At 47.0% G+C, this 24,061-nt stretch carries 41 protein-coding genes; 40 read left to right on the top strand and 1 reads right to left on the bottom strand.

Annotation, left to right across the window (positions count from 1 at the left end; genetic code table 11):
* The first annotated feature begins 47 nt into the window (after window positions 1-47).
* The 37 genes from tuf (at window position 48) to rpsI (ending at window position 20,771) form a co-directional block, all read left to right on the top strand.
* Window positions 48-1,235, top strand: coding sequence for an elongation factor Tu (gene tuf / locus ABIC15_RS14235; protein ID WP_012369007.1), 1,188 nt, complete (start codon window positions 48-50; stop codon window positions 1,233-1,235).
* A 318-nt stretch (window positions 1,236-1,553) separates the two neighbouring features.
* A complete protein-coding gene (gene rpsJ / locus ABIC15_RS14230; RefSeq protein ID WP_012369008.1) occupies window positions 1,554-1,862 on the top strand; it encodes a 30S ribosomal protein S10 in 309 nt (102 codons plus the stop codon).
* A gap of 68 nt (window positions 1,863-1,930) precedes the next feature.
* Window positions 1,931-2,557 (top strand): 50S ribosomal protein L3, encoded by a 627-nt coding sequence (rplC, locus tag ABIC15_RS14225; protein WP_012369009.1) that lies wholly within the window; start codon window positions 1,931-1,933, stop codon window positions 2,555-2,557.
* A gap of 29 nt (window positions 2,558-2,586) precedes the next feature.
* Window positions 2,587-3,210 (top strand): 50S ribosomal protein L4, encoded by a 624-nt coding sequence (rplD, locus tag ABIC15_RS14220; protein WP_012369010.1) that lies wholly within the window; start codon window positions 2,587-2,589, stop codon window positions 3,208-3,210.
* Entirely contained in the window at window positions 3,210-3,494 is a 285-nt protein-coding gene (rplW, locus tag ABIC15_RS14215) for a 50S ribosomal protein L23 (RefSeq protein WP_012369011.1), read from the top strand. The genes rplD and rplW overlap by 1 nt, the downstream gene beginning before the upstream one ends.
* A gap of 32 nt (window positions 3,495-3,526) precedes the next feature.
* Window positions 3,527-4,357 carry a 50S ribosomal protein L2 gene (gene rplB, locus ABIC15_RS14210; RefSeq protein ID WP_012369012.1) on the top strand — a complete coding sequence of 277 codons (831 nt, stop codon included), beginning with the start codon at window positions 3,527-3,529 and terminating at the stop codon, window positions 4,355-4,357.
* A gap of 63 nt (window positions 4,358-4,420) precedes the next feature.
* Entirely contained in the window at window positions 4,421-4,699 is a 279-nt protein-coding gene (gene rpsS, locus ABIC15_RS14205; RefSeq protein ID WP_012369013.1) for a 30S ribosomal protein S19, read from the top strand.
* A 20-nt stretch (window positions 4,700-4,719) separates the two neighbouring features.
* Window positions 4,720-5,052, top strand: coding sequence for a 50S ribosomal protein L22 (gene rplV / locus ABIC15_RS14200; RefSeq protein ID WP_012369014.1), 333 nt, complete (start codon window positions 4,720-4,722; stop codon window positions 5,050-5,052).
* Between the two features lie 12 nt (window positions 5,053-5,064).
* A complete protein-coding gene (gene rpsC / locus ABIC15_RS14195; RefSeq protein ID WP_012369015.1) occupies window positions 5,065-5,721 on the top strand; it encodes a 30S ribosomal protein S3 in 657 nt (218 codons plus the stop codon).
* Between the two features lie 33 nt (window positions 5,722-5,754).
* The gene (rplP, locus tag ABIC15_RS14190; protein ID WP_012369016.1) at window positions 5,755-6,192 is read left to right on the top strand and encodes a 50S ribosomal protein L16; all 438 of its coding nucleotides are present in this window, start codon (window positions 5,755-5,757) and stop codon (window positions 6,190-6,192) included.
* Entirely contained in the window at window positions 6,179-6,382 is a 204-nt protein-coding gene (rpmC, locus tag ABIC15_RS14185; RefSeq protein ID WP_012369017.1) for a 50S ribosomal protein L29, read from the top strand. Before rplP ends, rpmC begins: the two co-directional genes overlap by 14 nt.
* 31 nt (window positions 6,383-6,413) lie before the next feature.
* Complete coding sequence (gene rpsQ, locus ABIC15_RS14180; RefSeq protein WP_012369018.1) at window positions 6,414-6,677, top strand: 30S ribosomal protein S17; 264 nt, start codon at window positions 6,414-6,416, stop codon at window positions 6,675-6,677.
* A gap of 48 nt (window positions 6,678-6,725) precedes the next feature.
* Window positions 6,726-7,094: a 50S ribosomal protein L14 gene (gene rplN / locus ABIC15_RS14175; RefSeq protein WP_012369019.1), complete on the top strand. Its 369-nt coding sequence runs from the start codon at window positions 6,726-6,728 to the stop codon at window positions 7,092-7,094.
* A gap of 34 nt (window positions 7,095-7,128) precedes the next feature.
* The gene (gene rplX / locus ABIC15_RS14170) at window positions 7,129-7,440 is read left to right on the top strand and encodes a 50S ribosomal protein L24 (protein WP_012369020.1); all 312 of its coding nucleotides are present in this window, start codon (window positions 7,129-7,131) and stop codon (window positions 7,438-7,440) included.
* A 31-nt stretch (window positions 7,441-7,471) separates the two neighbouring features.
* The gene (gene rplE / locus ABIC15_RS14165) at window positions 7,472-8,011 is read left to right on the top strand and encodes a 50S ribosomal protein L5 (protein ID WP_012369021.1); all 540 of its coding nucleotides are present in this window, start codon (window positions 7,472-7,474) and stop codon (window positions 8,009-8,011) included.
* A gap of 14 nt (window positions 8,012-8,025) precedes the next feature.
* The gene (gene rpsN, locus ABIC15_RS14160; RefSeq protein ID WP_012369022.1) at window positions 8,026-8,295 is read left to right on the top strand and encodes a 30S ribosomal protein S14; all 270 of its coding nucleotides are present in this window, start codon (window positions 8,026-8,028) and stop codon (window positions 8,293-8,295) included.
* Window positions 8,296-8,326: 31 nt separating this feature from the next.
* On the top strand, window positions 8,327-8,725 hold the full coding sequence (rpsH, locus tag ABIC15_RS14155; protein WP_012369023.1) for a 30S ribosomal protein S8: 399 nt from the start codon (window positions 8,327-8,329) through the stop codon (window positions 8,723-8,725).
* A gap of 31 nt (window positions 8,726-8,756) precedes the next feature.
* A complete protein-coding gene (rplF, locus tag ABIC15_RS14150; protein ID WP_026826919.1) occupies window positions 8,757-9,293 on the top strand; it encodes a 50S ribosomal protein L6 in 537 nt (178 codons plus the stop codon).
* A gap of 37 nt (window positions 9,294-9,330) precedes the next feature.
* Window positions 9,331-9,681, top strand: coding sequence for a 50S ribosomal protein L18 (rplR, locus tag ABIC15_RS14145; RefSeq protein ID WP_012369025.1), 351 nt, complete (start codon window positions 9,331-9,333; stop codon window positions 9,679-9,681).
* A gap of 22 nt (window positions 9,682-9,703) precedes the next feature.
* Window positions 9,704-10,204, top strand: a complete 501-nt coding sequence (gene rpsE / locus ABIC15_RS14140) for a 30S ribosomal protein S5 (RefSeq protein WP_012369026.1) — start codon at window positions 9,704-9,706, stop codon at window positions 10,202-10,204.
* An 18-nt stretch (window positions 10,205-10,222) separates the two neighbouring features.
* Window positions 10,223-10,408, top strand: coding sequence for a 50S ribosomal protein L30 (gene rpmD, locus ABIC15_RS14135; protein ID WP_012369027.1), 186 nt, complete (start codon window positions 10,223-10,225; stop codon window positions 10,406-10,408).
* A 36-nt stretch (window positions 10,409-10,444) separates the two neighbouring features.
* Entirely contained in the window at window positions 10,445-10,885 is a 441-nt protein-coding gene (rplO, locus tag ABIC15_RS14130) for a 50S ribosomal protein L15 (RefSeq protein WP_012369028.1), read from the top strand.
* Complete coding sequence (secY, locus tag ABIC15_RS14125) at window positions 10,885-12,174, top strand: preprotein translocase subunit SecY (protein ID WP_012369029.1); 1,290 nt, start codon at window positions 10,885-10,887, stop codon at window positions 12,172-12,174. Before rplO ends, secY begins: the two co-directional genes overlap by 1 nt.
* A gap of 72 nt (window positions 12,175-12,246) precedes the next feature.
* A complete protein-coding gene (locus ABIC15_RS14120) occupies window positions 12,247-12,894 on the top strand; it encodes an adenylate kinase (protein ID WP_012369030.1) in 648 nt (215 codons plus the stop codon).
* Complete coding sequence (gene map / locus ABIC15_RS14115) at window positions 12,894-13,646, top strand: type I methionyl aminopeptidase (RefSeq protein ID WP_354020975.1); 753 nt, start codon at window positions 12,894-12,896, stop codon at window positions 13,644-13,646. The genes ABIC15_RS14120 and map overlap by 1 nt, the downstream gene beginning before the upstream one ends.
* Before the next feature lie 150 nt (window positions 13,647-13,796).
* Window positions 13,797-14,015: a translation initiation factor IF-1 gene (infA, locus tag ABIC15_RS14110; protein ID WP_012369032.1), complete on the top strand. Its 219-nt coding sequence runs from the start codon at window positions 13,797-13,799 to the stop codon at window positions 14,013-14,015.
* 33 nt (window positions 14,016-14,048) lie between these two features.
* A complete protein-coding gene (rpmJ, locus tag ABIC15_RS14105) occupies window positions 14,049-14,162 on the top strand; it encodes a 50S ribosomal protein L36 (protein WP_003156543.1) in 114 nt (37 codons plus the stop codon).
* 20 nt (window positions 14,163-14,182) lie between these two features.
* Window positions 14,183-14,548: a 30S ribosomal protein S13 gene (gene rpsM, locus ABIC15_RS14100; protein WP_012369033.1), complete on the top strand. Its 366-nt coding sequence runs from the start codon at window positions 14,183-14,185 to the stop codon at window positions 14,546-14,548.
* A 16-nt stretch (window positions 14,549-14,564) separates the two neighbouring features.
* Window positions 14,565-14,960 (top strand): 30S ribosomal protein S11, encoded by a 396-nt coding sequence (gene rpsK / locus ABIC15_RS14095; protein WP_012369034.1) that lies wholly within the window; start codon window positions 14,565-14,567, stop codon window positions 14,958-14,960.
* 137 nt (window positions 14,961-15,097) lie between these two features.
* Window positions 15,098-16,042 (top strand): DNA-directed RNA polymerase subunit alpha, encoded by a 945-nt coding sequence (locus ABIC15_RS14090; protein WP_012369035.1) that lies wholly within the window; start codon window positions 15,098-15,100, stop codon window positions 16,040-16,042.
* A 34-nt stretch (window positions 16,043-16,076) separates the two neighbouring features.
* The gene (gene rplQ, locus ABIC15_RS14085; protein WP_012369036.1) at window positions 16,077-16,448 is read left to right on the top strand and encodes a 50S ribosomal protein L17; all 372 of its coding nucleotides are present in this window, start codon (window positions 16,077-16,079) and stop codon (window positions 16,446-16,448) included.
* A 96-nt stretch (window positions 16,449-16,544) separates the two neighbouring features.
* Entirely contained in the window at window positions 16,545-17,375 is an 831-nt protein-coding gene (locus tag ABIC15_RS14080) for an energy-coupling factor ABC transporter ATP-binding protein (protein ID WP_354020974.1), read from the top strand.
* Window positions 17,363-18,220 (top strand): energy-coupling factor transporter ATPase, encoded by an 858-nt coding sequence (locus tag ABIC15_RS14075; RefSeq protein WP_012369038.1) that lies wholly within the window; start codon window positions 17,363-17,365, stop codon window positions 18,218-18,220. Before ABIC15_RS14080 ends, ABIC15_RS14075 begins: the two co-directional genes overlap by 13 nt.
* Window positions 18,217-19,008 carry an energy-coupling factor transporter transmembrane component T family protein gene (locus ABIC15_RS14070; RefSeq protein ID WP_012369039.1) on the top strand — a complete coding sequence of 264 codons (792 nt, stop codon included), beginning with the start codon at window positions 18,217-18,219 and terminating at the stop codon, window positions 19,006-19,008. The genes ABIC15_RS14075 and ABIC15_RS14070 overlap by 4 nt, the downstream gene beginning before the upstream one ends.
* Window positions 19,008-19,757, top strand: coding sequence for a tRNA pseudouridine(38-40) synthase TruA (gene truA / locus ABIC15_RS14065; RefSeq protein ID WP_012369040.1), 750 nt, complete (start codon window positions 19,008-19,010; stop codon window positions 19,755-19,757). The genes ABIC15_RS14070 and truA overlap by 1 nt, the downstream gene beginning before the upstream one ends.
* Before the next feature lie 155 nt (window positions 19,758-19,912).
* Window positions 19,913-20,350: a 50S ribosomal protein L13 gene (gene rplM / locus ABIC15_RS14060; RefSeq protein WP_012369041.1), complete on the top strand. Its 438-nt coding sequence runs from the start codon at window positions 19,913-19,915 to the stop codon at window positions 20,348-20,350.
* Window positions 20,351-20,378: 28 nt separating this feature from the next.
* The gene (rpsI, locus tag ABIC15_RS14055) at window positions 20,379-20,771 is read left to right on the top strand and encodes a 30S ribosomal protein S9 (protein ID WP_012369042.1); all 393 of its coding nucleotides are present in this window, start codon (window positions 20,379-20,381) and stop codon (window positions 20,769-20,771) included.
* Window positions 20,772-20,863: 92 nt separating this feature from the next.
* On the opposite strand, the gene ABIC15_RS14050 is transcribed toward rpsI, so the two are convergent.
* The gene (locus ABIC15_RS14050) at window positions 20,864-21,154 is read right to left on the bottom strand and encodes a hypothetical protein (protein ID WP_354020973.1); all 291 of its coding nucleotides are present in this window, start codon (window positions 21,152-21,154) and stop codon (window positions 20,864-20,866) included.
* Between the two features lie 101 nt (window positions 21,155-21,255).
* On the opposite strand from ABIC15_RS14050, the gene ABIC15_RS14045 reads away from it, so the two are divergent.
* From ABIC15_RS14045 to ABIC15_RS14035, 3 genes are all read left to right on the top strand, one after another.
* Window positions 21,256-21,888, top strand: coding sequence for a M15 family metallopeptidase (locus ABIC15_RS14045; RefSeq protein WP_318930425.1), 633 nt, complete (start codon window positions 21,256-21,258; stop codon window positions 21,886-21,888).
* Window positions 21,889-22,071: 183 nt separating this feature from the next.
* Window positions 22,072-23,103: an Mrp/NBP35 family ATP-binding protein gene (locus ABIC15_RS14040; RefSeq protein ID WP_012369045.1), complete on the top strand. Its 1,032-nt coding sequence runs from the start codon at window positions 22,072-22,074 to the stop codon at window positions 23,101-23,103.
* Between the two features lie 3 nt (window positions 23,104-23,106).
* On the top strand, window positions 23,107-23,712 hold the full coding sequence (locus tag ABIC15_RS14035) for a KinB-signaling pathway activation protein (protein ID WP_012369046.1): 606 nt from the start codon (window positions 23,107-23,109) through the stop codon (window positions 23,710-23,712).
* The last annotated feature ends 349 nt before the right edge of the window (window positions 23,713-24,061 follow it).

Below are 24,061 nucleotides of genomic sequence, written 5' to 3'. Positions count from 1 at the left end.
CTTCCTAGTTATAAAATATTATTAGACACATAGAGGAGGAATTCAGAATGGGTAAAGAAAAATTCGACCGTTCTAAACCGCACGTTAACGTTGGTACAATTGGCCACGTCGACCACGGTAAAACAACTTTGACAGCAGCTATCTCAGCTGTACTTGCAAAATCACAAGGTAAAGCTGCAACTAAGTTTGACCAAATCGATGGTGCTCCAGAAGAGCGCGAGCGCGGTATCACTATCGCAACGGCTCACATCGAGTACGAAACAGACAAACGCCACTATGCACACGTTGACTGCCCAGGTCACGCTGACTATGTTAAAAACATGATCACTGGTGCTGCACAAATGGACGGCGCGATCCTCGTTGTTTCTGCAACTGATGGTCCAATGCCACAAACACGTGAGCACATCTTGCTTTCACGTCAAGTAGGTGTTCCTTTCATCGTAGTATTCATGAACAAAGTCGACATGGTTGACGACGAAGAGCTTCTTGAACTCGTTGAAATGGAAATCCGCGAACTTCTTTCTGAGTACGACTTCCCAGGCGATGACCTCCCAGTTATCCAAGGATCTGCTCTCGGCGCGCTTAACGGCGAAGCTAAATGGGAAGAAAAAATCATGGAACTCATGAACGCTGTTGATGAGTACATCCCTGAGCCAACTCGTGACACTGAAAAAGACTTCATGATGCCAGTTGAGGATGTTTTCTCAATCACTGGTCGTGGTACAGTAGCTACTGGCCGCGTTGAGCGTGGAGTTCTTAAAGTCAACGACGAAGTTGAAATCGTTGGTCTTCACGAAGAAACTAAAAAATCAGTATGTACTGGTGTAGAGATGTTCCGTAAGCTTCTTGACTATGCTGAAGCTGGCGACAACATCGGAGCACTTCTCCGTGGTGTATCACGTGACGACATCGAGCGTGGACAAGTTCTCGCGAAACCAAACACAATCACACCGCACAAAACTTTCAAAGCGCAAGTTTACATCCTTTCAAAAGAAGAGGGTGGCCGTCACACGCCATTCTTCGGTAACTACCGTCCACAGTTCTACTTCCGTACAACTGACGTAACTGGTATGTGCCAACTTCCTGAAGGAACTGAAATGGTAATGCCTGGGGACAACATCGAATTGACTGTTGAACTCATCGCGCCAATCGCTCTTGAAAAAGAAACTCGTTTCTCAATCCGTGAAGGTGGCCGTACAGTAGGCGCTGGATCAGTTACAGAAATCGTTGAGTAATTTTTAAGATATAAAGGTCTTCCGTCTCCCGTGACGGAAGGCCTTTTTTCATTTCTTTGAAAACAGTCTTGCAACATGGTCAGACATCTTATATACTGAGGAAAGTGTTTGTGCGAGTGGTGAGAGACTTGAAAACAAATTCTATTTTTATTTTACTTGCATTCCGGCTTGGAATTCAGTAAACTAGGATATGTTGGTCACAAACACAACGCGATGAAGCGGGAGGTTATGACACACCAGGCGGCATTGCCATGGCTAGTGTGGAAATTTCCGCGGAGAATGTCTATTTACAAAATAGGCGAAAAGGAGGGAAACAACATGGCAAATGAAAAAATTCGGATCCGTTTGAAAGCATACGATCACCGCGTGCTTGATCAATCGGCTGAGAAAATTGTCGAAACAGCAAAACGTTCTGGTGCTACTGTATCTGGTCCGATCCCACTCCCAACGGAGAAAGCGATCTACACAGTACTTCGTGCCGTTCACAAGTACAAAGATGCTCGTGAGCAGTTCGAAATGCGTACACACAAACGTTTGATCGACATCGTTAACCCAACACCGAAAACAGTTGATGCGCTTATGCGTCTTGAACTTCCATCGGGCGTTGACATCGAAATCAAACTTTAATTTTTCTTCTATAAATAGTTGATACTAGCCAGAAGATCAAAATCATTCAATATTAGGAGGTGTATCTCATGGCTAAAGGAATCTTAGGAACTAAACTCGGTATGACACAAATCTTCAACGAGTCAGGCGAAGTAGTACCAGTTACTGTCGTTTCAGTAGAAGGTAACGTTGTTCTTCAATTGAAGACAATGGAAGTGGACGGTTACGAAGCAGTCCAACTCGGCTTTGGTGATATCAAAGAAGGTCGTCAAAACAAACCGCAAAAAGGTCACGCAGCGAAAGCTAGTGCGACACCTAAGCGCTTCATTAAAGAAATCCGTACATCTGTAACAGATTTCGAAATCGGTCAAGAGATTAAAGCAGATACTTTCGCTGCAGGCGAAATGGTTGATGTAACAGGTACGTCGAAAGGTAAAGGTTTCGCTGGAGCAATCAAGCGTCACAACCAATCACGTGGTCCAATGGCTCACGGTTCGCGTTACCACCGTCGCCCAGGTTCAATGGGTCCTGTCGCTCCAAACCGTGTATTCAAAGGGAAATTGCTCCCAGGACGCATGGGTGGAGAGCAAGTCACTGTTCAAAACCTTGAAATCGTAAAAGTTGATGTAGAACGCGGCTTACTCCTCGTCAAGGGTGCTATCCCAGGCGCACGTAAGAGCCAAGTTGTCGTCAAAACTGCGGTAAAAGGCAACTAATTTGTTTGCAAGGAAAGGAGGAATAACGAATGCCTAAAGTAGCTTTGCTTAACCAAACAGGTACACAAGTTGGAGACATCGAGTTGGCAGATGCCGTTTTCGGAATCGAGCCAAACGAAGCAGTCGTATACGATGCAATCGTCATGCAACAAGCTTCACGTCGCCAAGGTACACATGATACAAAAGGTCGCTCGGAAGTTCGCGGTGGCGGCCGTAAACCATGGAAACAAAAAGGTACTGGTCGTGCACGCCAAGGTTCGATCCGTTCGCCACAATGGGTTGGCGGTGGAACAGTCTTCGGTCCAACACCACGTTCGTACGCTTATAAACTTCCTAAAAAGGTTCGTCGTCTCGCATTACGTTCAGCACTTTCTTCAAAAGTCGCTAACAACGAGTTCATCGTTCTTGAAGGATTGACAATCGATGCTCCGAAAACAAAAGACATGATTTCGGTCTTCGCTGCTCTTTCAATCGAACGTAAAGTCCTCGTCGTTACTGCTGATTACAACGAGACAGTCGTTCTTTCAACACGCAACATTCCTGGTGTCACAGTCGTTGACGCTGCTGGAGTAAACGTCCTTGATCTTGTCGCACACGACAAAGTCATCTTCACGAAGGATGCTGTTGCGAGAGTAGAGGAGGTGCTTGCATAATGGCAAACGCACACGACATTATCAAACGTCCTGTAATTACTGAACGCTCAGTGAACCAAATGGCTGAGAAAAAGTACACGTTCGAAGTAGACGTAAAGGCATCTAAGACGCAAATCAAAGATGCAGTTGAAGCGATCTTCGGCGTTAAAGTTGAAAAAATCAACACACTTATCTCAAAACCAAAAGCAAAACGCGTAGGTCGTCACGCTGGTTACACAGCACGCCGCAAAAAAGCGGTCGTCACGCTTACTGCAGATAGCAAAGAACTCGATTACCTCGGTTAATCGGTACTCTGTAGAAAAGGAGGGAACTCTCGATGGGAATTAAAAAGTTTAAACCGACCACTAACGGTCGTCGTAATATGACTGCGCTTGACTTTGCTGAGATTACGGCTTCACGTCCTGAAAAATCGTTAACTGAAAAGCTTTCGAAAAAGGGCGGACGTAACAACCAAGGTCGCTTGACAGTACGTCACCAAGGTGGCGGACACAAACGTAAATACCGTATCATCGACTTCAAACGGAACAAGGATGGCATCGCTGGCCGTATCGCTACAATTGAGTACGATCCGAACCGCTCTGCAAACATCGCTCTTGTCCACTACATCGATGGTGAAAAACGCTACATCCTCGCACCTAAAGGATTGAAAGTTGACATGCAAGTCATGTCAGGAGTTGAGGCTGACATTAAAGTCGGTAACGCTCTTCCACTTTCAAACATCCCAGTTGGTACATTGATCCACAACATCGAACTTAAGCCAGGTAAAGGTGGTCAGCTCGTTCGTTCAGCTGGTACTTCTGCTCAGCTTCTCGGTAAAGATGGTAAATACGCGATCGTTCGTCTCCAATCAGGCGAAACACGTATGATCCTTGCTACTTGCCGTGCAACAGTCGGCGCTGTCGGTAATGAAGAGCACGAGCTCGTCAATATCGGTAAAGCTGGTCGTTCACGCTGGCTCGGAAAACGTCCTACAGTTCGTGGTTCTGTAATGAACCCAGTTGATCACCCACACGGTGGTGGTGAAGGACGTGCTCCAATCGGTCGTTCGGGCCCACTTACTCCTTGGGGTAAACCGGCACTCGGATACAAAACTCGTAAGAAAAACAAAGCGAGCGATAAATATATCGTCCGTCGTTCTAAAAAATAATTACGTGATTTCTGAACGGTTCGCAGGAACCGTTCCTGAATCATGCCAAAGGGAGGTACAACTATGGGTCGCAGCTTGAAAAAAGGTCCATTTGCAGATCACCATTTGCTCGCTAAGGTTGACAAAGCCAACGAAGCTGGTGACAAGCATGTTATCAAAACTTGGTCACGCCGTTCTACAATCTTCCCAGAGTTCATCGGTCACACGATCGCTGTCTACGATGGTCGTAAACACGTACCGGTTTACGTGACAGAAGATATGGTCGGTCACAAACTTGGTGAATTCGCGCCAACACGTTCTTACAAAGGACATGCTGGAAACGATAAGAAGACTAAACGTTAATCTGAGGGGAGGTACTCATTATGCAATCAAAAGCATCGGCTAATATGGTTCGCATTGCTCCTCGTAAGGCACGTCTAGTAGTAGACTTAATCCGCGGGAAGCAAATCGGTGAAGCACTTTCGATTCTTGCTTACACGAACAAGGCAGCAACGCCAATCGTTGAGAAAGTATTGAAATCGGCAATCGCGAACGCTGAGCACAACTTCGACATGAACATCGAAAACCTCGTAGTAACAGAGGCTTACGTCAACGAAGGTCCAACGCTCAAACGTTTCCGCCCACGTGCAATGGGTCGCGCAAGCCGCATCAACAAACGTACGAGCCACGTTCACATCGTGGTATCTGAAAAATAAGGAGGGATTACCGTGGGTCAGAAGATTAACCCAACTGGTCTTCGCGTAGGTATCATCAAAGACTGGGAATCACGTTGGTTCGCAGATAAAGACTATGCTGATCTCCTTCATGAAGACTACGTAGTTCGTGAATATATCGAAAAACGTCTTAAAGACGCTAGTGTCTCTAAAGTTGAAATCGAGCGCGCAGCAAACCGCTTGAACATTTCACTTCACACTGCTAAACCTGGTATGGTTATCGGTAAAGGCGGTTCTGAAATCGAAACGCTTCGTACAGACATCACTAACCTTGCAAAAGGCAAACGCGTTCACGTTAACGTCGTTGAAGTGAAAAACCCGGATGCAGTTGCTAAACTTGTCGCTGAGAACATCGCACGCCAACTTGAAGGCCGTGTATCGTTCCGTCGTGCAATGAAGCAATCAATCCAACGCTCTATGCGTTCAGGTATCAAAGGAATCAAGACTGAAGTTTCTGGTCGTCTTGGCGGCGCTGATATCGCTCGTTCAGAGAAGTATTCAGAAGGAACAGTTCCACTTCATACACTCCGTGCAGACATCGATTACGGTACTGCTGAAGCTGATACAACTTACGGCAAAATTGGCGTAAAAGTATGGCTCCACCACGGTGAAGTGCTTCCTACGAAAAAAGCAGCATCTAACGAACAATAATCCACATCCGTCTAGGGAAGGAGGCAACACAACATGTTGTTACCAAAACGTGTAAAATATCGTCGTGTTCACCGCGGCAACATGCGTGGTAAAGCGAAACGTGGTACTACAGTACACTTCGGCGAGTTCGGTATCCAAGCTCAAGAAGCTAGCTGGATCACTAGCCGTCAAATCGAATCAGCGCGTATCGCGATGACTCGTTATATGAAACGTGGTGGTAAAGTGTGGATCAAGATTTTCCCACATAAACCATACACTAAAAAACCTCTTGAAGTCCGAATGGGTTCAGGTAAAGGTGCTCCGGAGGGCTGGGTTGCAGTCGTCAAACCGGGGAAAGTAATGTTTGAAATCGCAGGAGTATCGGAAGAGATCGCACGCGAAGCTCTCCGTCTTGCATCACACAAACTTCCAGTAAAATGTAAGTTCGTAAAACGTGAAGAAAATGGTGGTGATACGAATGAAAGCAACTGATCTCCGTCAGCAAACTACAGAAGAGCTCAACGGTAAAGTCGGTTCGTGGAAAGAAGAGTTGTTCAACCTTCGTTTCCAACTTGCGACTGGTCAGCTTGAGAACCCTGCTCGTATCCGTGAAGTGCGCAAGTCGATTGCACGCGCGAAAACCGTTCTTCGTGAACGCGAACTCGGCATCAACAACGCATAATTCACTCGGATTCTGAGAGGAGGAACACTCAATGGAACGCACTAACAACCGCAAAGTGTTAACTGGACGCGTCGTATCTGACAAAATGGATAAAACGATCGTAGTTACAGTTGAGACTAAAGTAAAGCACAAGCTCTACGGCAAACGCGTAAACTACTCTAAGAAGTACAAAACGCATGATGAAAACAACACAGCTAAAATCGGTGACGTTGTACGCATTCAAGAAACACGTCCACTTTCTAAAGACAAACGTTTCCGTCTCGTAGAAGTCGTCGAAAAAGCAGTAATCATCTAAACTCTAATTAGTTCGGATGAATAAACATCCGGAGGGAGGTACAATCGTATGATTCAACAAGAATCTCGCTTGAAAGTAGCAGACAACTCAGGAGCTCGTGAAGTCTTGACGATCAAAGTCCTCGGTGGATCTGGTCGCAAAACTGCTAACATCGGTGACGTAATTGTTTGCACAGTTAAACAAGCAACACCAGGTGGCGTTGTCAAAAAAGGTGAAGTTGTACGCGCAGTAGTCGTTCGTACTAAACGTGGCGTTCGTCGTAAAGACGGTTCGTACATCCGTTTTGACGAAAATGCAGCAGTCATCATCAAAGATGATAAAAGCCCACGTGGCACACGTATCTTCGGACCAGTCGCACGCGAACTTCGTGAAAAAGACTTCATGAAGATCGTCTCGTTGGCACCGGAAGTACTTTAATTCCAAAGAATTCCTACAAGGAGGTGCTCTAACGATGCATGTCAAAAAAGGTGATAAAGTTCAGGTTATGACTGGTAAAGATAAAGGCAAACAAGGTGTTGTCCTTACTGCTATGCCTAAAAAAGATCGCGTTATCGTCGAAGGCGTTAACATGATCAAAAAACACTCAAAACCTTCTCAACTCAACCCGCAAGGCGGAATTGTCGAGAAAGAAGCACCGATTCACGTATCGAACGTTATGCTCATCGACCCTAAGACAGGAAACCCAACACGCGTTGGTTTCACTGTGGTTGACGGCAAGAAAGTACGTATCGCTAAAAAATCGGGCGAAGCTTTAGATAAATAAGAAGATTTAAAGAAAGGAGGTCCACTTTCTGATGAACCGTTTAAAAGCTAAATACCAAGACGAAATCGTCAAAGTAATGATGGAGAAATTCAACTATACTTCTGTAATGCAAGCGCCGAAAGTCGATAAGATCGTAATCAACATGGGTGTTGGTGACGCTGTTACGAACACGAAAGCACTTGACATGGCAGTCGAAGAGCTTCAGCTCCTCACTGGTCAGAAGCCACTCATCACGAAAGCTAAGAAATCAATCGCTGGTTTCAAACTTCGTGAAGGTATGCCAATCGGCGCGAAGGTAACACTTCGTGGAGAGCGCATGTATGAGTTCCTCGACAAGTTGATCAACGTGTCACTTCCACGTGTACGTGACTTCCGTGGTGTATCGAAGAAATCATTCGATGGCCGTGGTAACTACACGCTAGGCGTGAAGGAACAATTGATCTTCCCAGAGATCGACTACGATCGCGTATCTAAAGTCCGTGGTATGGACATCGTTATCGTTACAACTGCTAATACGGATGAAGAGTCACGTGAGCTTCTCACAGCACTCGGCATGCCATTCCAAAAATAAGGGAGGCCGCACACATGGCTAAGAAATCAATGATCGCACGTGAAGTAAAACGCCAAGCACTCGTCGAGCGCTACGCTGAACAACGCGCAGAATTGAAAGCACAAGGCGACTACATCGGCTTGAGCAAACTCCCACGTAACTCTTCAGCGGTTCGTTTACACAACCGTTGCAGTATCACTGGCCGTCCACACGGTTACATTGGTAAATTCGGTATCAGCCGTATTAAGTTCCGTGATCTTGCTCATAAAGGTCAAATCCCTGGTGTTAAAAAAGCAAGCTGGTAATTCATTAAAGTTGTGAAAGGAGGTACATCGCATGGTTATGACAGATCCGATTGCAGATATGCTTACACGCATTCGTAATGCAAACATGGTTCGCCATGAGAAGTTGGAAATGCCAGCTTCTACAATCAAACGTGAAGTCGCTGAAATCCTCAAACGTGAAGGTTTCATCCGCGATGTTGAATATCTCGAGGACAGCAAACAAGGTACGCTCCGCGTATTCCTTAAGTACGGCGCAAGCAACGAACGCGTCATCACTGGACTCAAACGTATCTCGAAACCAGGTCTTCGCGTTTACGCGAAAGCTGATGAAATCCCGAAAGTACTCGGTGGTCTCGGAATCGCTATCGTTTCAACATCTAAAGGTGTTATGACAGACAAAGAAGCTCGCCAACAAAAAGTCGGCGGCGAAGTGATCGCATACATCTGGTAATTCACGCATAAAAAGAACGGAGGTGTCTTAAATGTCACGTATTGGTAAAAAGCCAGTCGTTATCCCAGCAGGCGTTACAGTAACAGTTGAAAACAGCACAGTTACGGTAAAAGGTCCTAAAGGTGAACTCACTCGTGAGTTCAACCCGACTATGGCTATCAACGTAGAAGGTAATGAATTGACTGTCACTCGTCCAAACGACGAGAAAGCTAACCGTACAATCCACGGAACGACTCGTGCGCTTATCGCGAACATGGTCGAAGGTGTAAACAACGGTTTCGCTAAGACACTCGATATCCAAGGTGTTGGTTACCGTGCTCAAAAGCAAGGTAACAAAATCGTACTCAACCTCGGTTATTCACACCCAATCGAGTACACTCCGGAACAAGGCATTGAAGTCGAAGTTCCTACGAATACGCAAATCATCGTCCGCGGAATCAACAAGGAGCGTGTTGGACACGTTGCTGCATTGATCCGTTCGTACCGTCAGCCTGAGCCGTACAAAGGTAAAGGAATTCGTTACAGTGATGAAGTCGTCCGTCGTAAAGAAGGTAAAACAGGTAAGTAATTCGTTAAGACGAATTGACCGGAAAGGAGTGGCATAAATGATCTCAAAGGCAAACAAAAATGCTACGCGTAAAAAGCGTCATGGTCGTGTACGTCGTACAATCATCGGGACTGCAGCTCGTCCACGTTTGAATGTATTCCGTTCGAACAAGAACATTTACGTACAAGTCATTGACGATGCAACACATGCAACACTCGCATCTGCATCATCACTCGACCTTGAAAAAGGCAACACGACTGACGCTGCATCAGCAGTTGGTAAGCTTGCAGCTGAACGCGCTCTTGAAAAAGGTATTGAAACAGTCGTTTTCGACCGTGGAGGATACCTCTATCATGGACGTATTAAAGCAGTAGCTGAAGCAGCTCGTGAAGCTGGTCTCAAATTCTAATAGAAAAGGAGGGAACCTCTACATGCGCCAGTTAGAAATTAACATGGATCAACTCGAAGAACGCGTTGTTACTGTAAACCGCGTCGCGAAAGTAGTAAAAGGTGGCCGTCGCTTCCGTTTTGCTGCACTCGTCGTCGTAGGTGACAAGAATGGTCACGTAGGTTTCGGTACGGGTAAAGCTCAGGAAGTGCCTGAAGCGATCCGTAAAGCAATCGAAGATGCAAAGAAAAACATGGTTAACGTTCCAATCGTTAACACTACAATTCCACACGAAATCAACGGAATTTTCGGTGCAGGTCACGTCTTCTTGAAACCTGCTTCTGAAGGTACTGGAGTCATCGCTGGTGGCCCAGTTCGTGCGGTTCTCGAATTAGCGGGAATCAACGACATTCTTTCGAAATCACTTGGATCAAGCACTCCAATCAACATGGTTCGTGCGACTGTTAAAGGTCTCACTTCACTTAAACGTGCTGAAGACGTTGCGAAACTCCGCGGTAAAACCGTCGAAGAACTTCGCGGTTAAGAAAGGGAGGGAATACAGATGGCGAAACTCGCAGTTACCCTCACACGCAGCATGATCGGTCGTCCGGAGAACCAACGCGTTACTACTCGTACGCTTGGTCTCCGTAAGATGCACCAAACTGTTGTCGTACCTGACAACGCTGCTATGCGTGGGATGATTAACCACGTGTCACACTTATTGACAGTTAAAGAAATTCAAGAGTAATACGTTTGATATAATTTTATGAGGAGGTGCCCCACTATGAAACTCCATGAATTGAAACCAGCTGCTGGTTCACGTTCAGAACGCAACCGTGTAGGTCGCGGTATGTCTTCTGGTAACGGTAAGACTTCTGGCCGTGGTCACAAAGGTCAAAAAGCTCGTTCAGGCGGTGGTGTTCGTCCAGGTTTCGAAGGTGGACAAAACCCACTTTTCCGTCGTTTACCAAAACGCGGCTTCAACAACCCGACTCGTAAAGAGTTCGCGGTTATCAACCTTGACACACTTAACCGTTTTGAAGATGGAACGGAAGTAACACCAGAACTTCTTATCGAGACTCGCGCAGTCAAAGGTATGAAGGATGGCGTGAAGATCCTTTCTAACGGTAAGATTGAAAAGAAACTGACAGTAAAAGCTCACAAGTTCTCCGAAGCTGCGAAGCAAGCGATCGAAGCTGCCGGCGGTACGGTTGAGGTGATCTAATGTTTCAAGCGATCTCCAATATGTGGCGCGTAGCCGACATTCGTCGGCGCATTCTCTTTACCTTGGCTCTGATTATCGTGTTCCGTATCGGAGCACATATCCCGGTGCCGATGGTAAACACTGAAGTATTCAAGATCGACCAGAATGGTATTCTTGGTTTCTTGAATTCCTTCGGCGGGAATGCTTTGCAGAATTTCTCACTCTTTGCGATGGGAATCATGCCGTATATCACGGCCTCGATCGTTGTCCAACTCTTACAGATGGACGTTGTTCCAAAGTTTGCCGAATGGGCAAAACAAGGAGAGGCGGGCCGTAAGAAGTTAGCAACGGTAACGCGCTATGGAACGATCGTACTCGGCTTAGTCCAAGCGTTTGGAATCGCGCTTGGATTTAACCGTATCTACCCAGGTCTTGTCGATGAGCAATACGGCACCTGGACGTACGTTATGATTGCACTTGTTTTGACGGCGGGTACCGCATTCTTGATGTTCCTCGGTGAACTCATCACGGAGAAGGGTATTGGTAACGGGATATCAATGATCATCTTCGCTGGGATTGTCGCAGGCTTCCCGAACGCGTTCCGTCAGATCTACGAAACAAAGCTCCAAAATGCAGGGGATGCTTTGTTTGTCAATGTGCTTTATATCGTACTATTGCTTTTAATCATCATCGCGGTCATCGTCGGAGTCATCTATGTGCAGCAAGCTGCCCGTAAGATTCCGATTCAGTACGCTAAGCGTACGGTGAACCGTGCACCAGTAGGCGGTCAATCGACACACTTGCCGATTAAACTGAATGCTGCTGGTGTTATCCCAGTTATCTTCGCTGTATCGTTCATGGTGACGCCACCAACGGTTGCAAGTTTCTTTGCAAGTCCGGAAAATGCGACGAAGATCCGTGACATTTTCGACTATACGAGTCCAATCGGTATGTCGATCTATGTGGCACTGATCATTGCATTTTCTTACTTCTATACATTTGTTCAGGTTAACCCGGAACAAATGGCAGAGAACCTTCAAAAGCAAGGCGGATACATTCCTGGTATTCGTCCTGGTAAGCAAACGGAACAGTACATCACGAAGATCCTGTATCGTCTGACATTCTTCGGCTCACTCTTCCTCGCTGTCATCGCGGTGACGCCAACGTTCTTTATTAAGTTCGCTGGTTTACCGAACTCGGTGCAGATTGGTGGAACAAGCCTGTTGATCGTCATCGGTGTAGGTCTTGAGACGATGAAACAGATTGAAAGTCAACTGGTTAAACGACACTACAAAGGCTTTATCCGATAAGGCGGGAGGAAGGGGACCATCCCTTTCCTTTCTGTTGTGTCTATAGAGTCTATAGAAGTGGAGGCTACCGACATGAATCTTGTATTGATGGGCTTGCCGGGTGCTGGAAAAGGAACGCAGGCTGCGAAAATTATCGAAGACTACGCCATTCCACACATCTCGACAGGCGACATGTTCCGTGCGGCGATCAAAGATCAAACACCGCTCGGACAGGAAGCGAAATCGTACATGGATAAAGGGGAACTCGTTCCGGACGAAGTCACAATCGGCATCGTACGTGAGCGTCTCGCCAAAGAAGACTGTGCCAATGGTTTTCTTCTTGACGGTTTCCCACGCACAGTGAAACAAGCGGATGCTCTTGAAGTATTGCTTGCGGATCTAAATAAACAAATCGATCACGTCGTTCACATCGGTGTGAACCCGGAGAAACTTGTCCCTCGTTTGACAGGCCGCCGGATTTGCCCGACATGTGGAGCAACGTATCATGTCATCTATAACCCACCAAAAGTGGAGGGTGTCTGTGATATCGACGGATCAGCACTTGTTCAACGTGAAGATGATCAAGAAGAAACGGTTCGCCGTCGTCTTGAAGTCAACGTCGCTCAAGCGCAACCTTTGATTGACTTTTACGCTGAAAAAGGGTATCTTCGTAATTTGGACGGTGATCGTCCGATTAATGAAGTTTATTCCGATGTTCAAGCACTTCTTGGTGGTCAGTAATGATCATCACGAAAGCGCCGCGTGAAATCGACATCATGCGTCAGGCAGGACAAATCGTCGCCCGGACGCATAAGGAGCTCAAAGCTCATATTCGTCCAGGGATCACAACGGGGCAACTCGATGCGATTGCTGAACGCTATATTCGAAGTCAAGGGGCAACACCATCGTTTAAAGGTTATAATGGGTTTACTGGCAGCATTTGTGCTTCAGTAAATGAAGAACTTGTCCATGGTATTCCGGGTGACCGCGTACTCCACGGTGGAGACATCATCTCGATTGATATCGGGGCGGAGTATAACGGATATCACGGAGATTCAGCCTGGACATATCCGGTAGGTACAATCTCTGAAGAGACGAAGCGGTTACTTGACGTAACTGAAGAATCTCTGTATAAAGGATTGGAGCGCGCCAAAGCCGGCGTGCACCTGACAGATATTTCGCATGCGATTCAGTCACATGTTGAAGCAGCGAATTTTTCTGTAGTCCGCGAATATGTGGGCCACGGCGTGGGACAAAATTTGCATGAAGATCCGCAAATTCCACATTATGGACCACCGGGGAAAGGGCCGCGCCTGAAAACTGGCATGACCTTGGCGATTGAGCCAATGGTTAATGTCGGAAAACGCTATGTTCGCACGCTATCCGACAATTGGACGGTAGTGACAGTGGACGGTAGCATGTGCGCCCACTTTGAGCACACCATCGCCATCACAGACGAAGGCTACGAGATCTTAACGGTCGATGCAGAGTGAGCTGTGCGCGTTATTGGTGTCACCTTTCTATAAGCCGCTATCCACTCGTGTTTGTGACCGATGATTCTCTCACGGCTACTGTAGAAAGCCCCTAAGCGCTACAAATCGTCTGGGCTCCCAATCAACTTTATAGAGAAAGGGGTATAATTGATGGCGAAACAAGATGTAATCGAAGTGGAAGGTACGGTTATCGAACCGCTTCCAAACGCGATGTTTAAGGTGGAGTTAGAAAACGGCCACACGGTCCTCGCGCACGTCTCAGGAAAAATTCGGATGCACTTCATTCGGATCCTACCAGGAGATAAAGTAACGGTTGAGTTGTCACCATACGACTTGACTCGCGGACGGATCACATACCGTTTCAAATAAAAACTCCGATTTTTTCAGGAGGAGGTATTCACAATGAAAGTAAGACCTTCGGTTAAACCGATCTGTGAAAAATGTAAAGTTATCCGCCGTAAAGGCAAAGTAATGGTTATTTGCGAAAACCCTAAGCATAAACAAAAACAAGGGTAATTAAACAAGGAGGTGCACACATGGCACGTATTGCTGGTGTAGATATTCCACGTGAGAAACGCATCGTTATCTCACTCACTTACATCTATGGTGTTGGTAAAACAACTGCTCAGAAAGTCTTGAAAGAAGCTGGTATCTCTGAAGATACTCGTACTCGTGAATTGACTGAAGAACAACTCAACCAACTCCGTGATGGATTAGATAAAGTAAAAGTTGAGGGTGACCTTCGTCGTGAAATCTCACTCAACATCAAACGTTTGATCGAAATCGGTTGCTACCGTGGTGTTCGTCACCGTCGTGGTCTTCCAGTTCGTGGTCAAAACACTAAAAACAACTCGCGTACTCGTAAAGGCCCACGCCGTACAGTAGCGAACAAGAAGAAGTAAGGGAGGGTAAACTAAGATGGCAAAACGTAAACAGAATGTTCGTAGTAAACGTAAAGTCAAAAAGAATATTGAATCTGGTATCGTGCATATCCGTTCAACATTCAACAACACAATCGTTACGATCACTGACATGCAAGGGAATGCAATCTCTTGGGCAACTGCAGGTAACATGGGCTTCAAAGGCTCACGTAAATCTACTCCATTTGCTGCGCAACTCGCTTCAGAAACTGCTGCGAAAACAGCAATGGACAACGGTATGCGTACTGTAGAAGTTAACGTTAAAGGTCCTGGTGCAGGTCGTGAAGCTGCAATCCGTGCGCTTCAAGCAATCGGTCTTGAAGTAACAGCGATCCGTGACGTAACTCCAGTTCCACACAACGGTTGCCGCCCTCCAAAACGTCGTCGCGTGTAACCCGTCTTGTACTGCAAAGCGGGAATTCGAGTAGACTTTTGTTGATCGTTTGACCAAGCAAGGCAGTAGAAACGTGCACAAGACGGTTGGCGATTGAACGCGATGGCCAACATGACGATATTCAAGGAGGGGTTCAGATGATCGAAATCGAAAAGCCGAAGATTGAAACGGTCGAATTAAGCGACAACGCTACGTTTGGTAAATTCGTGGTAGAACCGCTTGAGCGTGGATTCGGTACAACGCTTGGTAACTCATTGCGTCGTATCCTATTATCTTCACTTCCGGGTGCTGCAGTCACTGCAGTCCAAATCGATGGCGTTCTTCATGAGTTCTCGACGATTGATGGCGTTGTAGAAGACGTTACCCAAATCATCTTGAACCTCAAGAAACTCGCCCTCAAAGTTTACTCGGAAGAAGAGAAAACACTTGAGATCGATATTCAAGGCGCCGGCGTTGTTACTGCAGCGAACATTACGCATGACAGCGACGTCGAAATCCTCAACCCAGAACTCCACATTGCAACACTTGCAGAAGGTGCATCACTTCATATGCGTCTGACAGCTCGTCGCGGCCGTGGTTACGTTCAGGCTGAAGATAACAAACGGGACGATATGCCAATCGGCGTCATTCCAATTGATTCGATTTACACGCCAATTCAACGTGTAAACTATCAAGTTGAAAAAACACGTGTTGGTCAAGATGCGAGCTTCGATAAGTTGACGCTTGATGTTTGGACGGACGGTTCAATCCGCCCTGAAGAAGCAGTGTCACTCGGCGCAAAAATCATGACAGAACACTTAAACATCTTTGTTGGTCTTACGGACGAAGCGCTCCATGCCGAAATCATGGTCGAAAAGGAAGAAGATCAAAAAGAAAAAGTACTTGAAATGACGATCGAAGAACTCGATCTTTCAGTTCGTTCGTACAACTGTTTGAAACGTGCCGGCATCAATACGGTTCAAGAACTCGCGAACAAGAGCGAAGACGAGATGATGAAAGTTCGTAACCTCGGACGTAAATCACTCGAAGAAGTTCAAGCGAAGCTCGATGAACTCGGACTGGGCCTACGTAAAGAAGACTAAAAACTATTAATTGCACGAAGGAGGGAATCCATCCATGGCATACTCGAAATTAGGCCGTACAAGCTCACAACGTAAGGCACTTTTGCGTGACCTTGCGACTGATCTCATCATCAATGAGCGTATCCAAACTACAGAACAAAAAGCGAAGGAACTTCGTCCAGTCGTTGAGAAACTCATCACTTTAGGTAAACGCGGTGATCTCCACGCTCGTCGTCAAGTTGCATCGTTCGTTCGTCGCGAAGCTGCTGGTCAAAACGAAGCTGGTAAAACACAAGATGCAATCCAAAAGTTGTTTGCAGATGTGGCACCACGTTTTGCTGAGCGTCAAGGTGGTTACACACGTATCATGAAAATGGGACCACGTCGTGGTGACGGCGCAGAAATGGTCATCATCGAACTCGTTTAATTTTTAAATGATTCGAATAAAAGGGCAGTGCGTAACTCGCTTCTGCCCTTTTGTTACAAATGAAATTATTTTTGATTTGATGAAGGAGGAGCAGACATGACAAAGCTGATTGAGTTGGAACAGGTGACATATCGTTACCCGGAACAAGAACAACCAGCCTTACGGAATGTCTCTCTTTCGATTCATTCGCAGGAATGGGTCGCGATCGTTGGACACAACGGCTCTGGAAAATCAACGCTGACGAAGTTGTTTAACGGATTGTTGCTTCCTGAAGAAGGAACGGTTACTGTCAATGAGACATTCTCGAGTGCAGTACCGGAGCAACTGTGGGAGATGCGCCGCGCAATCGGTATCGTCTTTCAAAATCCGGATAATCAATTCGTTGGCACGACCGTGCGCGACGACGTGGCATTTGCCCTGGAAAACTGGGGTGTGCCACGCGAGGAAATGGTTCGTCGTATCGACGACAGTCTAGCGCGCGTTGGCCTTACGGATTTTGTTGATCGGGAACCCCATCAACTATCCGGCGGACAGAAGCAGCGCATCGCAATCGCCTCGGCGCTTGCGATGCGCCCTGATGTTCTCGTGCTCGATGAAGCGACATCGATGCTTGATCCGATTGCACGAACTGAGGTTATGTCGACCGTTCAGGAATTATATGAGCAACACCCGATGGCCGTCGTTGCCATTACACATGAACTCGATGAGGTCTTACGGGCCAGTCGTGTCATTGTCATGGATGCGGGGCAAATCGTTTTAGAAGGGACACCGCAAGAGGTGTTTGCACAATCCGCGTTTCTTGAGCAGATTGGACTAGATGTTCCATTTGTCGTCCGGGTGCAGGAGCAACTTTCAGCACGTGGTCTTACTTATGAGGACACGATACTAGATGAAAGAGACTTGGTGAACCGCTTATGCCAATCTTAATCCAGGAATTAAACTATACGTACCAACTCAATAGTCCGTTTGAACGAGTCGCGCTGCGTGATGTGAATCTTGAGATTCCGTCAGGGGCGCTTGTTGCGTTTGTAGGGCATACCGGTTCCGGGAAGTCGACACTCGTCCAACACATCAACGGCTTGTTGAAACCAACAGCTGGGAAGGTACAGGTCGATGACATCATCATCGAACCGAAACGAAAACAAGATTTAAAAGCACTCCGGAAACGGGTGGGTCTTGTCTTTCAGTATCCGGAATATCAATTGTTCGAAGAAACCGTCTTGAAAGATGTCATGTTTGGTCCGATGAACTTCGGTCACGCACCGGCAGAGGCAGAACGGTTAGCGAAAGATGCCTTACGTACCGTTGGACTCGATGAAGTCTTTTGGTCACGTTCTCCGTTTGACCTGTCTGGTGGGCAAATGAGGCGTGTTGCGATTGCGGGCGTACTCGCTAGTCAACCAGACGTGTTGATCGTCGATGAACCGACAGCAGGACTCGATCCGCAAGGACGGAAGCAGATGCTTTCTCTCTTTGCCGAGTTGCATGCACAGTCAGGAATGACATTGCTGTTGATTACGCATGACATGGACCAGGTGCTGGAATATACGAACCGCGTCGTCGTCATGGAAGAGGGCCAGGTTGCGTATGACGGAGAACCAATGGGTCTATTCCGTCAAGAAACGTTACTGCGTCAATTCCATCTCGATTTACCCCACGTTCTGGCCTTTGCCTGGCAGATGGCCGATCAATTGAACCAACCGCGTCCATCGCTTCAGACGGAAGCGGAATTGATTGACTGGATTTTGCATGTACGGGAGGATAAACGATGATTGTAGGACAACATATACCGGGAACGTCGTATTTACATCGTTCGTCTGCCGTTGCGAAAATCATTTTTGCTTTCTGTTTTATTCCGCTTGTCTTTTTGGCCAATAATGCGGCAACGAATATTTTTTTATTGCTGTTTACGTTTTTTGCGTTAGCCAGCAGTAAATTACCGATTCGTTACGTCTTAAAGGGGCTCCGGCCGATCTTATTCTTAATTATCTTTACGTTCATCATTCAACTGTTGTTTACGCGTGAAGGGGCCGTTCTGTTTGAATTCGGCTGGTTCAAGATTTATGAAGAAGGATTACGTCTCGCGATCATCGTTTCGCTCCGCTTCTTTTATCTGGTCTCAATCACGACACTCGTCACGTTGACGACGTCACCGATCGAACTGACGGATGCGATTGAGTTGTTGCTGAAACCGTTTAAGGTCGTCCGTGTTCCGACCCATGAAATTGCCTTGATGTTGTCGATTTCCCTTCGTTTCCTGCCGACCCTGGCGGAAGAGACGGAAAAAATCATGAAGGCACAGCAGGCACGCGGGGTCGATTTATCGGCGGGACCGATCAAGGAACGTCTGCGGGCGATCATTCCTTTGTTGATTCCACTGTTCATCTCGGCATTTAAGCGGGCGGAAGATCTGGCAACGGCGATGGAAGCCCGCGGATACCGCGGCGGTGAAGGACGGACCCGGCTCCGTGAGTCCAAGTGGACAACACGCGATACGGGATTGATCCTGCTTCTGGTCGCCCTCGGACTGTTGCTGGTGTATTTACGGGGAGGATTTTGATGCGACGCTTTAAATGTACGATTCAGTATGACGGAACGGACTATTCCGGGTATCAAGTGCAACCGAACGGTCTGACGATTCAGGAAGTCCTCGAGAAGACGCTTGGACGGATGCACAAGCACCCGGTCAAGGTCATCGGTTCCGGACGTACGGATGCCCGTGTGCACGCACAGGGACAAGTCATTCATTTTGATACGGAGCTTTCGATTGCACCGGCAAGCATGGTGAAGGCTTTAAATACGTTATTACCGGACGATATTCGTGTTCGGGACTGTAAAGAGGTCGCTTCTGACTTCGAAGCAAGGTATGATGTAGTAGGGAAAGAGTACCGGTACTTCGTGCGCCGGACGGAAAATGCGTTTCGGCGTCATCAATCCGTCCTGATTCCGTATTCGCTCGATGTTGCGCAAATTCGTCTGGGATTAGCGCATTTAGTCGGGACTCATGACTTTAGTTCGTTCTGTGTCGCGAAGACAGAGACGGACAATCGTGTTCGGACGATTTATGAAGCGGAACTGATCGAACAAGGGGAAGAACTGATTTTTCGTTTTCAAGGAAGCGGTTTTCTCTACAATCAGATCCGGATCATGGTCGGCACGTTGCTTGATGTCGGACGCGGTCGATTTGCCCCGGATGACATCAAACGGATGCTCGAAGCGAAGGATCGAAACGTCGCTGGTGTGACGGCACCACCGCACGGGTTATACCTTTGGGAAGTTTTCTACCCAGAGTCTAAAAAAGGCATTTGACATTAGCCGCTAAAAAACATACAATGTTTATTGGCATTTCATTTATTATGAAACCACAATCTTAGCCCCGTACACCTAAGATTCTGATAGATTCAAACAGTGAATAAATGAAAAATCAAAAAAGAAATTTTTAAATTCCTTAGGAGGTATTTTACATGCGCACAACTTTCATGGCGAAAGCTACTGATGTAGAACGCAAATGGCTCCTTATCGACGCAGAAGGCAAAACACTCGGTCGTCTTTCGAGCGAAGTTGCTTCACTTCTCCGCGGTAAGCACAAACCTACGTTCACACCACACGTTGACTGTGGGGATCACGTTATCCTCATCAACGTTGAGAAAATCGTTTTAACTGGTAACAAACTCGACAAAAAGGTCTACTACCGTCACTCTGGTCATCCAGGCGGCTTGAAGCAGACTGTCGCACGCGACTTACTCGCTAACAAACCTGAGCGTATGCTTGAACTCGCGATCAAAGGGATGCTTCCAAAAGGTAGCCTCGGTCGTCAAATGTTCAACAAACTCCACGTTTACGCTGGAGATACTCATAAGCAAGAAGCACAACAACCAGAAGTTTACGAACTTCGCGGTTAATTAATACGAATTTAGGAGGAACTACACGATGGCAGATGTACGTTACTACGGCACTGGTCGCCGTAAACACGCGGCAGCTCGCGTTTTCCTCGTTGCTGGAGACGGTAAAGTCACAGTTAACGGGCGCGATATCAGCGAATACTTCGGTTATGAAACATTAATCATGACTGCAAAAGAACCACTTGTACTCACAGAAACAGAAGGCAAATACGATATCATGGTAACGGTCAAAGGCGGCGGCTTCACTGGTCAAGCAGGCGCAATCCGTCACGGTATCTCACGTGCTCTTCTTCAAGCGGATCCAGACTTCCGTGGAACACTTAAAGCTAAAGGTTTCCTCACACGCGATGCTCGTATGAAAGAACGTAAAAAATACGGTCTTAAAGCAGCACGTCGTGCACCTCAGTTCTCAAAACGTTAATCGTTTTATCTCTCATCCTTACGGGTGGGAGATTTTTTTATGTCAAAAGACCGCTCTTTAATTAAAAAAGCGGTCAAGCAACGGTCTGTCGTTCAAAACGTACGTCGTCGTATTGTTCGGATGAGGAATAAGAGTGCTGTGAGAGCAATAAACGTCAGCGGGATACTCCGGAGGAAAAGATGCTGTAAAAATGCAAGAGGATCATTCGCCGTCTGTGAACCGACTGCACCGGTAAAAGACGTCTCCTGACTTAACACCGTGCTGTTTTCAGGGAGAGCGGGTTGATAAGCTATATTTGCTTCATGCCTTGCATAAAAGTAAATTGCATAGCCGATATGTAAGAGGACTGCGATGACGCTTGCGAAGACTAACAGTTTTTTCATCAAAAAACTCCTTTTTCCGAATGATTGGATAAGAACACGTCCATCGTCAAGTATACCGGATTCGGTTTTTGGGAACAGGTTACAAAGGAGTGTGATGAAAGATGACAGTATCAGTCAGTTGGTTACTCGAACGAGCCAACCGGAAATTAAATGTTCCGGGACTGTCGCCGGAAGTTGCCCGGAAAACACGCCAGGTCATCCGTGAACTCCATGTCAGAGGGATTTACGTCGGTGTGGCTCAAGGATTCCGCTCCTATGCCGAGCAGGAGAAGTTGTATGCACAAGGACGGACGACTCCGGGGGCAATCGTCACGAACGCCCGGGGGGGACAATCGAATCATAACCGGGGCATTGCCGTTGATCTGTTTCAATATTCCATGGACGGCACGGAAGCGATCTTTAATACGGATGAAAACTTTCAGCAAATCGTTCACGCCATGAAGCGGCAGGGTTTTTCCTGGGGCGGGGATTGGAGCGGCTTTAAAGACTACCCTCACTTTGAATTAAACAAAACGACGACAGACGTCTTGGTGCCTTATCCGGGGAATCCCCTTTATAAAGGAGCCGTCAACATGAACAGCCGGGACATCGAGCGGATCCAGCGGGCAGTCAAGGCGACGGTCACGAAACGCTTTGATGCGGAAACAGCGGAGAAAGTACGTGCTTACCAAAAACGGCAAGGACTTACGGTCGATGGTGTCGTCGGACCCGCAACGTGGAATCGGATGTTTTAAACACGCCGGGATCCCCTTTTTGCAGTTGCGAAGAGGGAGGTCTCTTTTTTTAATCTCCTTTTCGTCCGTTTCCTTGGTGTCGTCAAGGAAATGTCATGCTTTCCGAGTCGAAATGTGCAAGCGCTATCTTATTTTTGTTATACTGAAATGGATTAAATCGAACGTTCTCAGGGGGAAGGTACTATGTTGAATGAACAAGAAATTCGCGAGGTAGTCGGGCAAATGATCGATCCGACGATTGAACGCTCGCTTACAGATACGAATGGGATTCGGGATGTCCGCATCAAAGGAGACTATGTCAGTCTTAAAATCGCACTTGCGCAAGCAGGATCCGGCGAACAGCTTGCGTTACAACAACAGATCGTCAAAGAGTTGAAAGAAAAAGGATTCAAGACGGTCGGGTTACGTTTTGAGGCACTCGGCGATCACGGTATTCAAGCAGCAACGACACCGTCGATTCTTAAACCAGAGTCGGGCACGACGTTCATTGCGATCGCTTCCGGTAAAGGTGGCGTCGGAAAATCAACGGTTTCTGTCAACTTGGCAGTTGCCCTCGCACGGGCGGGCAAAAAAGTCGGATTGATTGATGCAGATATTTACGGATTCAGTGTACCGGACATGATGGGCATCGAAACCCGTCCGACGGTCGTCAACGACCGGATTGTTCCACCTGAACGTTTTGGCGTTAAAGTCATCTCGATGGGCTTCTTCGTCGAAGACAATGCACCTGTCATCTGGCGTGGTCCGATGCTCGGAAAGATGTTAAACAACTTCTTCTCTGACGTCGAATGGGGCGACCTCGATTACTTACTTCTTGATTTACCACCGGGTACAGGCGACGTGGCACTCGATATTCATTCAATGTTGCCAAGCTGTCAGGAACTGATTGTCACGACACCACACGCAACTGCGGCATTCGTCGCAGCACGTGCAGGAGCGATGGCAATCAAAACTAACCACCGTTTACTCGGAATCATCGAGAATATGGCGTATTTCGAAAGCAAGGTAACGGGCGAAAAAGAGTATGTGTTTGGTTCAGGCGGCGGAGAGAAGTTGTCAGAAGCGTTAAAAACAGATATTCTAGCTAAGATTCCACTTGGACAGCCGTATGCAAATGACACGGACTTTGCACCGTCGATTTACCGTGACGACCATCCATTTGAAACACACTATAATGAACTCGCAGCGCGTGTCATCGAAAAAGTAGAGGGATAATGAATGAAGACTAGAGGATTTTTGAAGCTGTTTTGGATGACGCTCCTGATCGGGACGCTCGCCGGCTTCGTGTTTAACCTTGTCGCTGAACCGGGTTATGTCCGCAATCAATCGATCAGCGGATATGTTACAGCCTTAGCTTACAGTAGTACATGGACAGCCATCAGTTTGATGGGATTCTTTTCGTATCTGATCCTTCACCGGGTCGGACTCGATATTTTCCGGGGAGCTAAGCTGTGGGACCGGGTTCAAATCGTCTTAATCGCATTTGCGTTATTCGACGGAATCTACCTTCGCGGTCTTGCTTTCGGATTTGAAAAAACAAACCTGTATATCGGAGAGATGGTTGTCTTATTGATCATTGCGTTTTTTGTCGCTCGGACGAAAGCCCGCGAGACAAACTTCACGGCGTTCGTGCCGACACTCTTTTTGATGACAGTCATCACATTGATTGAATGGGTTCCGGCTCTTCAGGCGACACAAGACAAACGGATGTTATGGGCGGCACTTGCCACATTACTCGTTTGTAATGCGTATCAGATTCTGATGTTGCACCGGTTGCAGGAAAAACCGAATTCAGCGAATGCTGCGTCGGGGAAAAGAGCATAAAAGAAAAGGGCGCCGCGCTACCGTTTTATCCGGTCAGAGCGGCGTCCATCTTTTTTTAATGTTTTTTTAGAAAAACAGTTGACGTAAAAAACAAGAGTTGATATATTAATACATGTCGCTGAGGCACACGCCACACAGACACGTCGAAAACGAAAAAAACTTACGAAAAAGTTATTGACACCAGTTAATAGTTTACTGTAAGATTTAAAAGTCGTCAAACGACATATCGGACTTTGAAAACTGAACGATGAGGCAAAAAACGTATCTTCGGATACAAACAATGAATGAAGCGCAAGCTTCGTCAACGTGACTCCGGTCACAAAAACGAGCAAGTCAAACACTTTATGGA

The organism is Exiguobacterium sp. PvP048 (assembly GCF_040549175.1).
GTDB lineage: Bacteria > Bacillota > Bacilli > Exiguobacteriales > Exiguobacteriaceae > Exiguobacterium_A > Exiguobacterium_A artemiae.
Note: the sequence above shows the minus strand (reverse complement) of the source record. Positions and strands in the feature narration are given on the sequence as shown.

Bases quoted from the DNA above. Each gene is read 5' to 3' on its own strand.
- tuf (WP_012369007.1), top strand. From the start codon at position 48: ATGGGTAAAGAAAAATTCGACCGTTCTAAACCGCACGTTAACGTTGGT.
- rpsJ (WP_012369008.1), top strand. From the start codon at position 1,554: ATGGCAAATGAAAAAATTCGGATCCGTTTGAAAGCATACGATCACCGC.
- rplC (WP_012369009.1), top strand. From the start codon at position 1,931: ATGGCTAAAGGAATCTTAGGAACTAAACTCGGTATGACACAAATCTTC.
- rplD (WP_012369010.1), top strand. From the start codon at position 2,587: ATGCCTAAAGTAGCTTTGCTTAACCAAACAGGTACACAAGTTGGAGAC.
- rplW (WP_012369011.1), top strand. From the start codon at position 3,210: ATGGCAAACGCACACGACATTATCAAACGTCCTGTAATTACTGAACGC.
- rplB (WP_012369012.1), top strand. From the start codon at position 3,527: ATGGGAATTAAAAAGTTTAAACCGACCACTAACGGTCGTCGTAATATG.
- rpsS (WP_012369013.1), top strand. From the start codon at position 4,421: ATGGGTCGCAGCTTGAAAAAAGGTCCATTTGCAGATCACCATTTGCTC.
- rplV (WP_012369014.1), top strand. From the start codon at position 4,720: ATGCAATCAAAAGCATCGGCTAATATGGTTCGCATTGCTCCTCGTAAG.
- rplP (WP_012369016.1), top strand. From the start codon at position 5,755: ATGTTGTTACCAAAACGTGTAAAATATCGTCGTGTTCACCGCGGCAAC.
- rpmC (WP_012369017.1), top strand. From the start codon at position 6,179: ATGAAAGCAACTGATCTCCGTCAGCAAACTACAGAAGAGCTCAACGGT.
- rpsQ (WP_012369018.1), top strand. From the start codon at position 6,414: ATGGAACGCACTAACAACCGCAAAGTGTTAACTGGACGCGTCGTATCT.
- rplN (WP_012369019.1), top strand. From the start codon at position 6,726: ATGATTCAACAAGAATCTCGCTTGAAAGTAGCAGACAACTCAGGAGCT.
- rplX (WP_012369020.1), top strand. From the start codon at position 7,129: ATGCATGTCAAAAAAGGTGATAAAGTTCAGGTTATGACTGGTAAAGAT.
- rplE (WP_012369021.1), top strand. From the start codon at position 7,472: ATGAACCGTTTAAAAGCTAAATACCAAGACGAAATCGTCAAAGTAATG.
- rpsN (WP_012369022.1), top strand. From the start codon at position 8,026: ATGGCTAAGAAATCAATGATCGCACGTGAAGTAAAACGCCAAGCACTC.
- rpsH (WP_012369023.1), top strand. From the start codon at position 8,327: ATGGTTATGACAGATCCGATTGCAGATATGCTTACACGCATTCGTAAT.
- rplF (WP_026826919.1), top strand. From the start codon at position 8,757: ATGTCACGTATTGGTAAAAAGCCAGTCGTTATCCCAGCAGGCGTTACA.
- rplR (WP_012369025.1), top strand. From the start codon at position 9,331: ATGATCTCAAAGGCAAACAAAAATGCTACGCGTAAAAAGCGTCATGGT.
- rpsE (WP_012369026.1), top strand. From the start codon at position 9,704: ATGCGCCAGTTAGAAATTAACATGGATCAACTCGAAGAACGCGTTGTT.
- rpmD (WP_012369027.1), top strand. From the start codon at position 10,223: ATGGCGAAACTCGCAGTTACCCTCACACGCAGCATGATCGGTCGTCCG.
- rplO (WP_012369028.1), top strand. From the start codon at position 10,445: ATGAAACTCCATGAATTGAAACCAGCTGCTGGTTCACGTTCAGAACGC.
- secY (WP_012369029.1), top strand. From the start codon at position 10,885: ATGTTTCAAGCGATCTCCAATATGTGGCGCGTAGCCGACATTCGTCGG.
- ABIC15_RS14120 (WP_012369030.1), top strand. From the start codon at position 12,247: ATGAATCTTGTATTGATGGGCTTGCCGGGTGCTGGAAAAGGAACGCAG.
- map (WP_354020975.1), top strand. From the start codon at position 12,894: ATGATCATCACGAAAGCGCCGCGTGAAATCGACATCATGCGTCAGGCA.
- infA (WP_012369032.1), top strand. From the start codon at position 13,797: ATGGCGAAACAAGATGTAATCGAAGTGGAAGGTACGGTTATCGAACCG.
- rpmJ (WP_003156543.1), top strand. From the start codon at position 14,049: ATGAAAGTAAGACCTTCGGTTAAACCGATCTGTGAAAAATGTAAAGTT.
- rpsM (WP_012369033.1), top strand. From the start codon at position 14,183: ATGGCACGTATTGCTGGTGTAGATATTCCACGTGAGAAACGCATCGTT.
- rpsK (WP_012369034.1), top strand. From the start codon at position 14,565: ATGGCAAAACGTAAACAGAATGTTCGTAGTAAACGTAAAGTCAAAAAG.
- ABIC15_RS14090 (WP_012369035.1), top strand. From the start codon at position 15,098: ATGATCGAAATCGAAAAGCCGAAGATTGAAACGGTCGAATTAAGCGAC.
- rplQ (WP_012369036.1), top strand. From the start codon at position 16,077: ATGGCATACTCGAAATTAGGCCGTACAAGCTCACAACGTAAGGCACTT.
- ABIC15_RS14080 (WP_354020974.1), top strand. From the start codon at position 16,545: ATGACAAAGCTGATTGAGTTGGAACAGGTGACATATCGTTACCCGGAA.
- ABIC15_RS14075 (WP_012369038.1), top strand. From the start codon at position 17,363: ATGCCAATCTTAATCCAGGAATTAAACTATACGTACCAACTCAATAGT.
- ABIC15_RS14070 (WP_012369039.1), top strand. From the start codon at position 18,217: ATGATTGTAGGACAACATATACCGGGAACGTCGTATTTACATCGTTCG.
- truA (WP_012369040.1), top strand. From the start codon at position 19,008: ATGCGACGCTTTAAATGTACGATTCAGTATGACGGAACGGACTATTCC.
- rplM (WP_012369041.1), top strand. From the start codon at position 19,913: ATGCGCACAACTTTCATGGCGAAAGCTACTGATGTAGAACGCAAATGG.
- rpsI (WP_012369042.1), top strand. From the start codon at position 20,379: ATGGCAGATGTACGTTACTACGGCACTGGTCGCCGTAAACACGCGGCA.
- ABIC15_RS14050 (WP_354020973.1), bottom strand. From the start codon at position 21,154: ATGAAAAAACTGTTAGTCTTCGCAAGCGTCATCGCAGTCCTCTTACAT.
- ABIC15_RS14045 (WP_318930425.1), top strand. From the start codon at position 21,256: ATGACAGTATCAGTCAGTTGGTTACTCGAACGAGCCAACCGGAAATTA.
- ABIC15_RS14040 (WP_012369045.1), top strand. From the start codon at position 22,072: ATGTTGAATGAACAAGAAATTCGCGAGGTAGTCGGGCAAATGATCGAT.
- ABIC15_RS14035 (WP_012369046.1), top strand. From the start codon at position 23,107: ATGAAGACTAGAGGATTTTTGAAGCTGTTTTGGATGACGCTCCTGATC.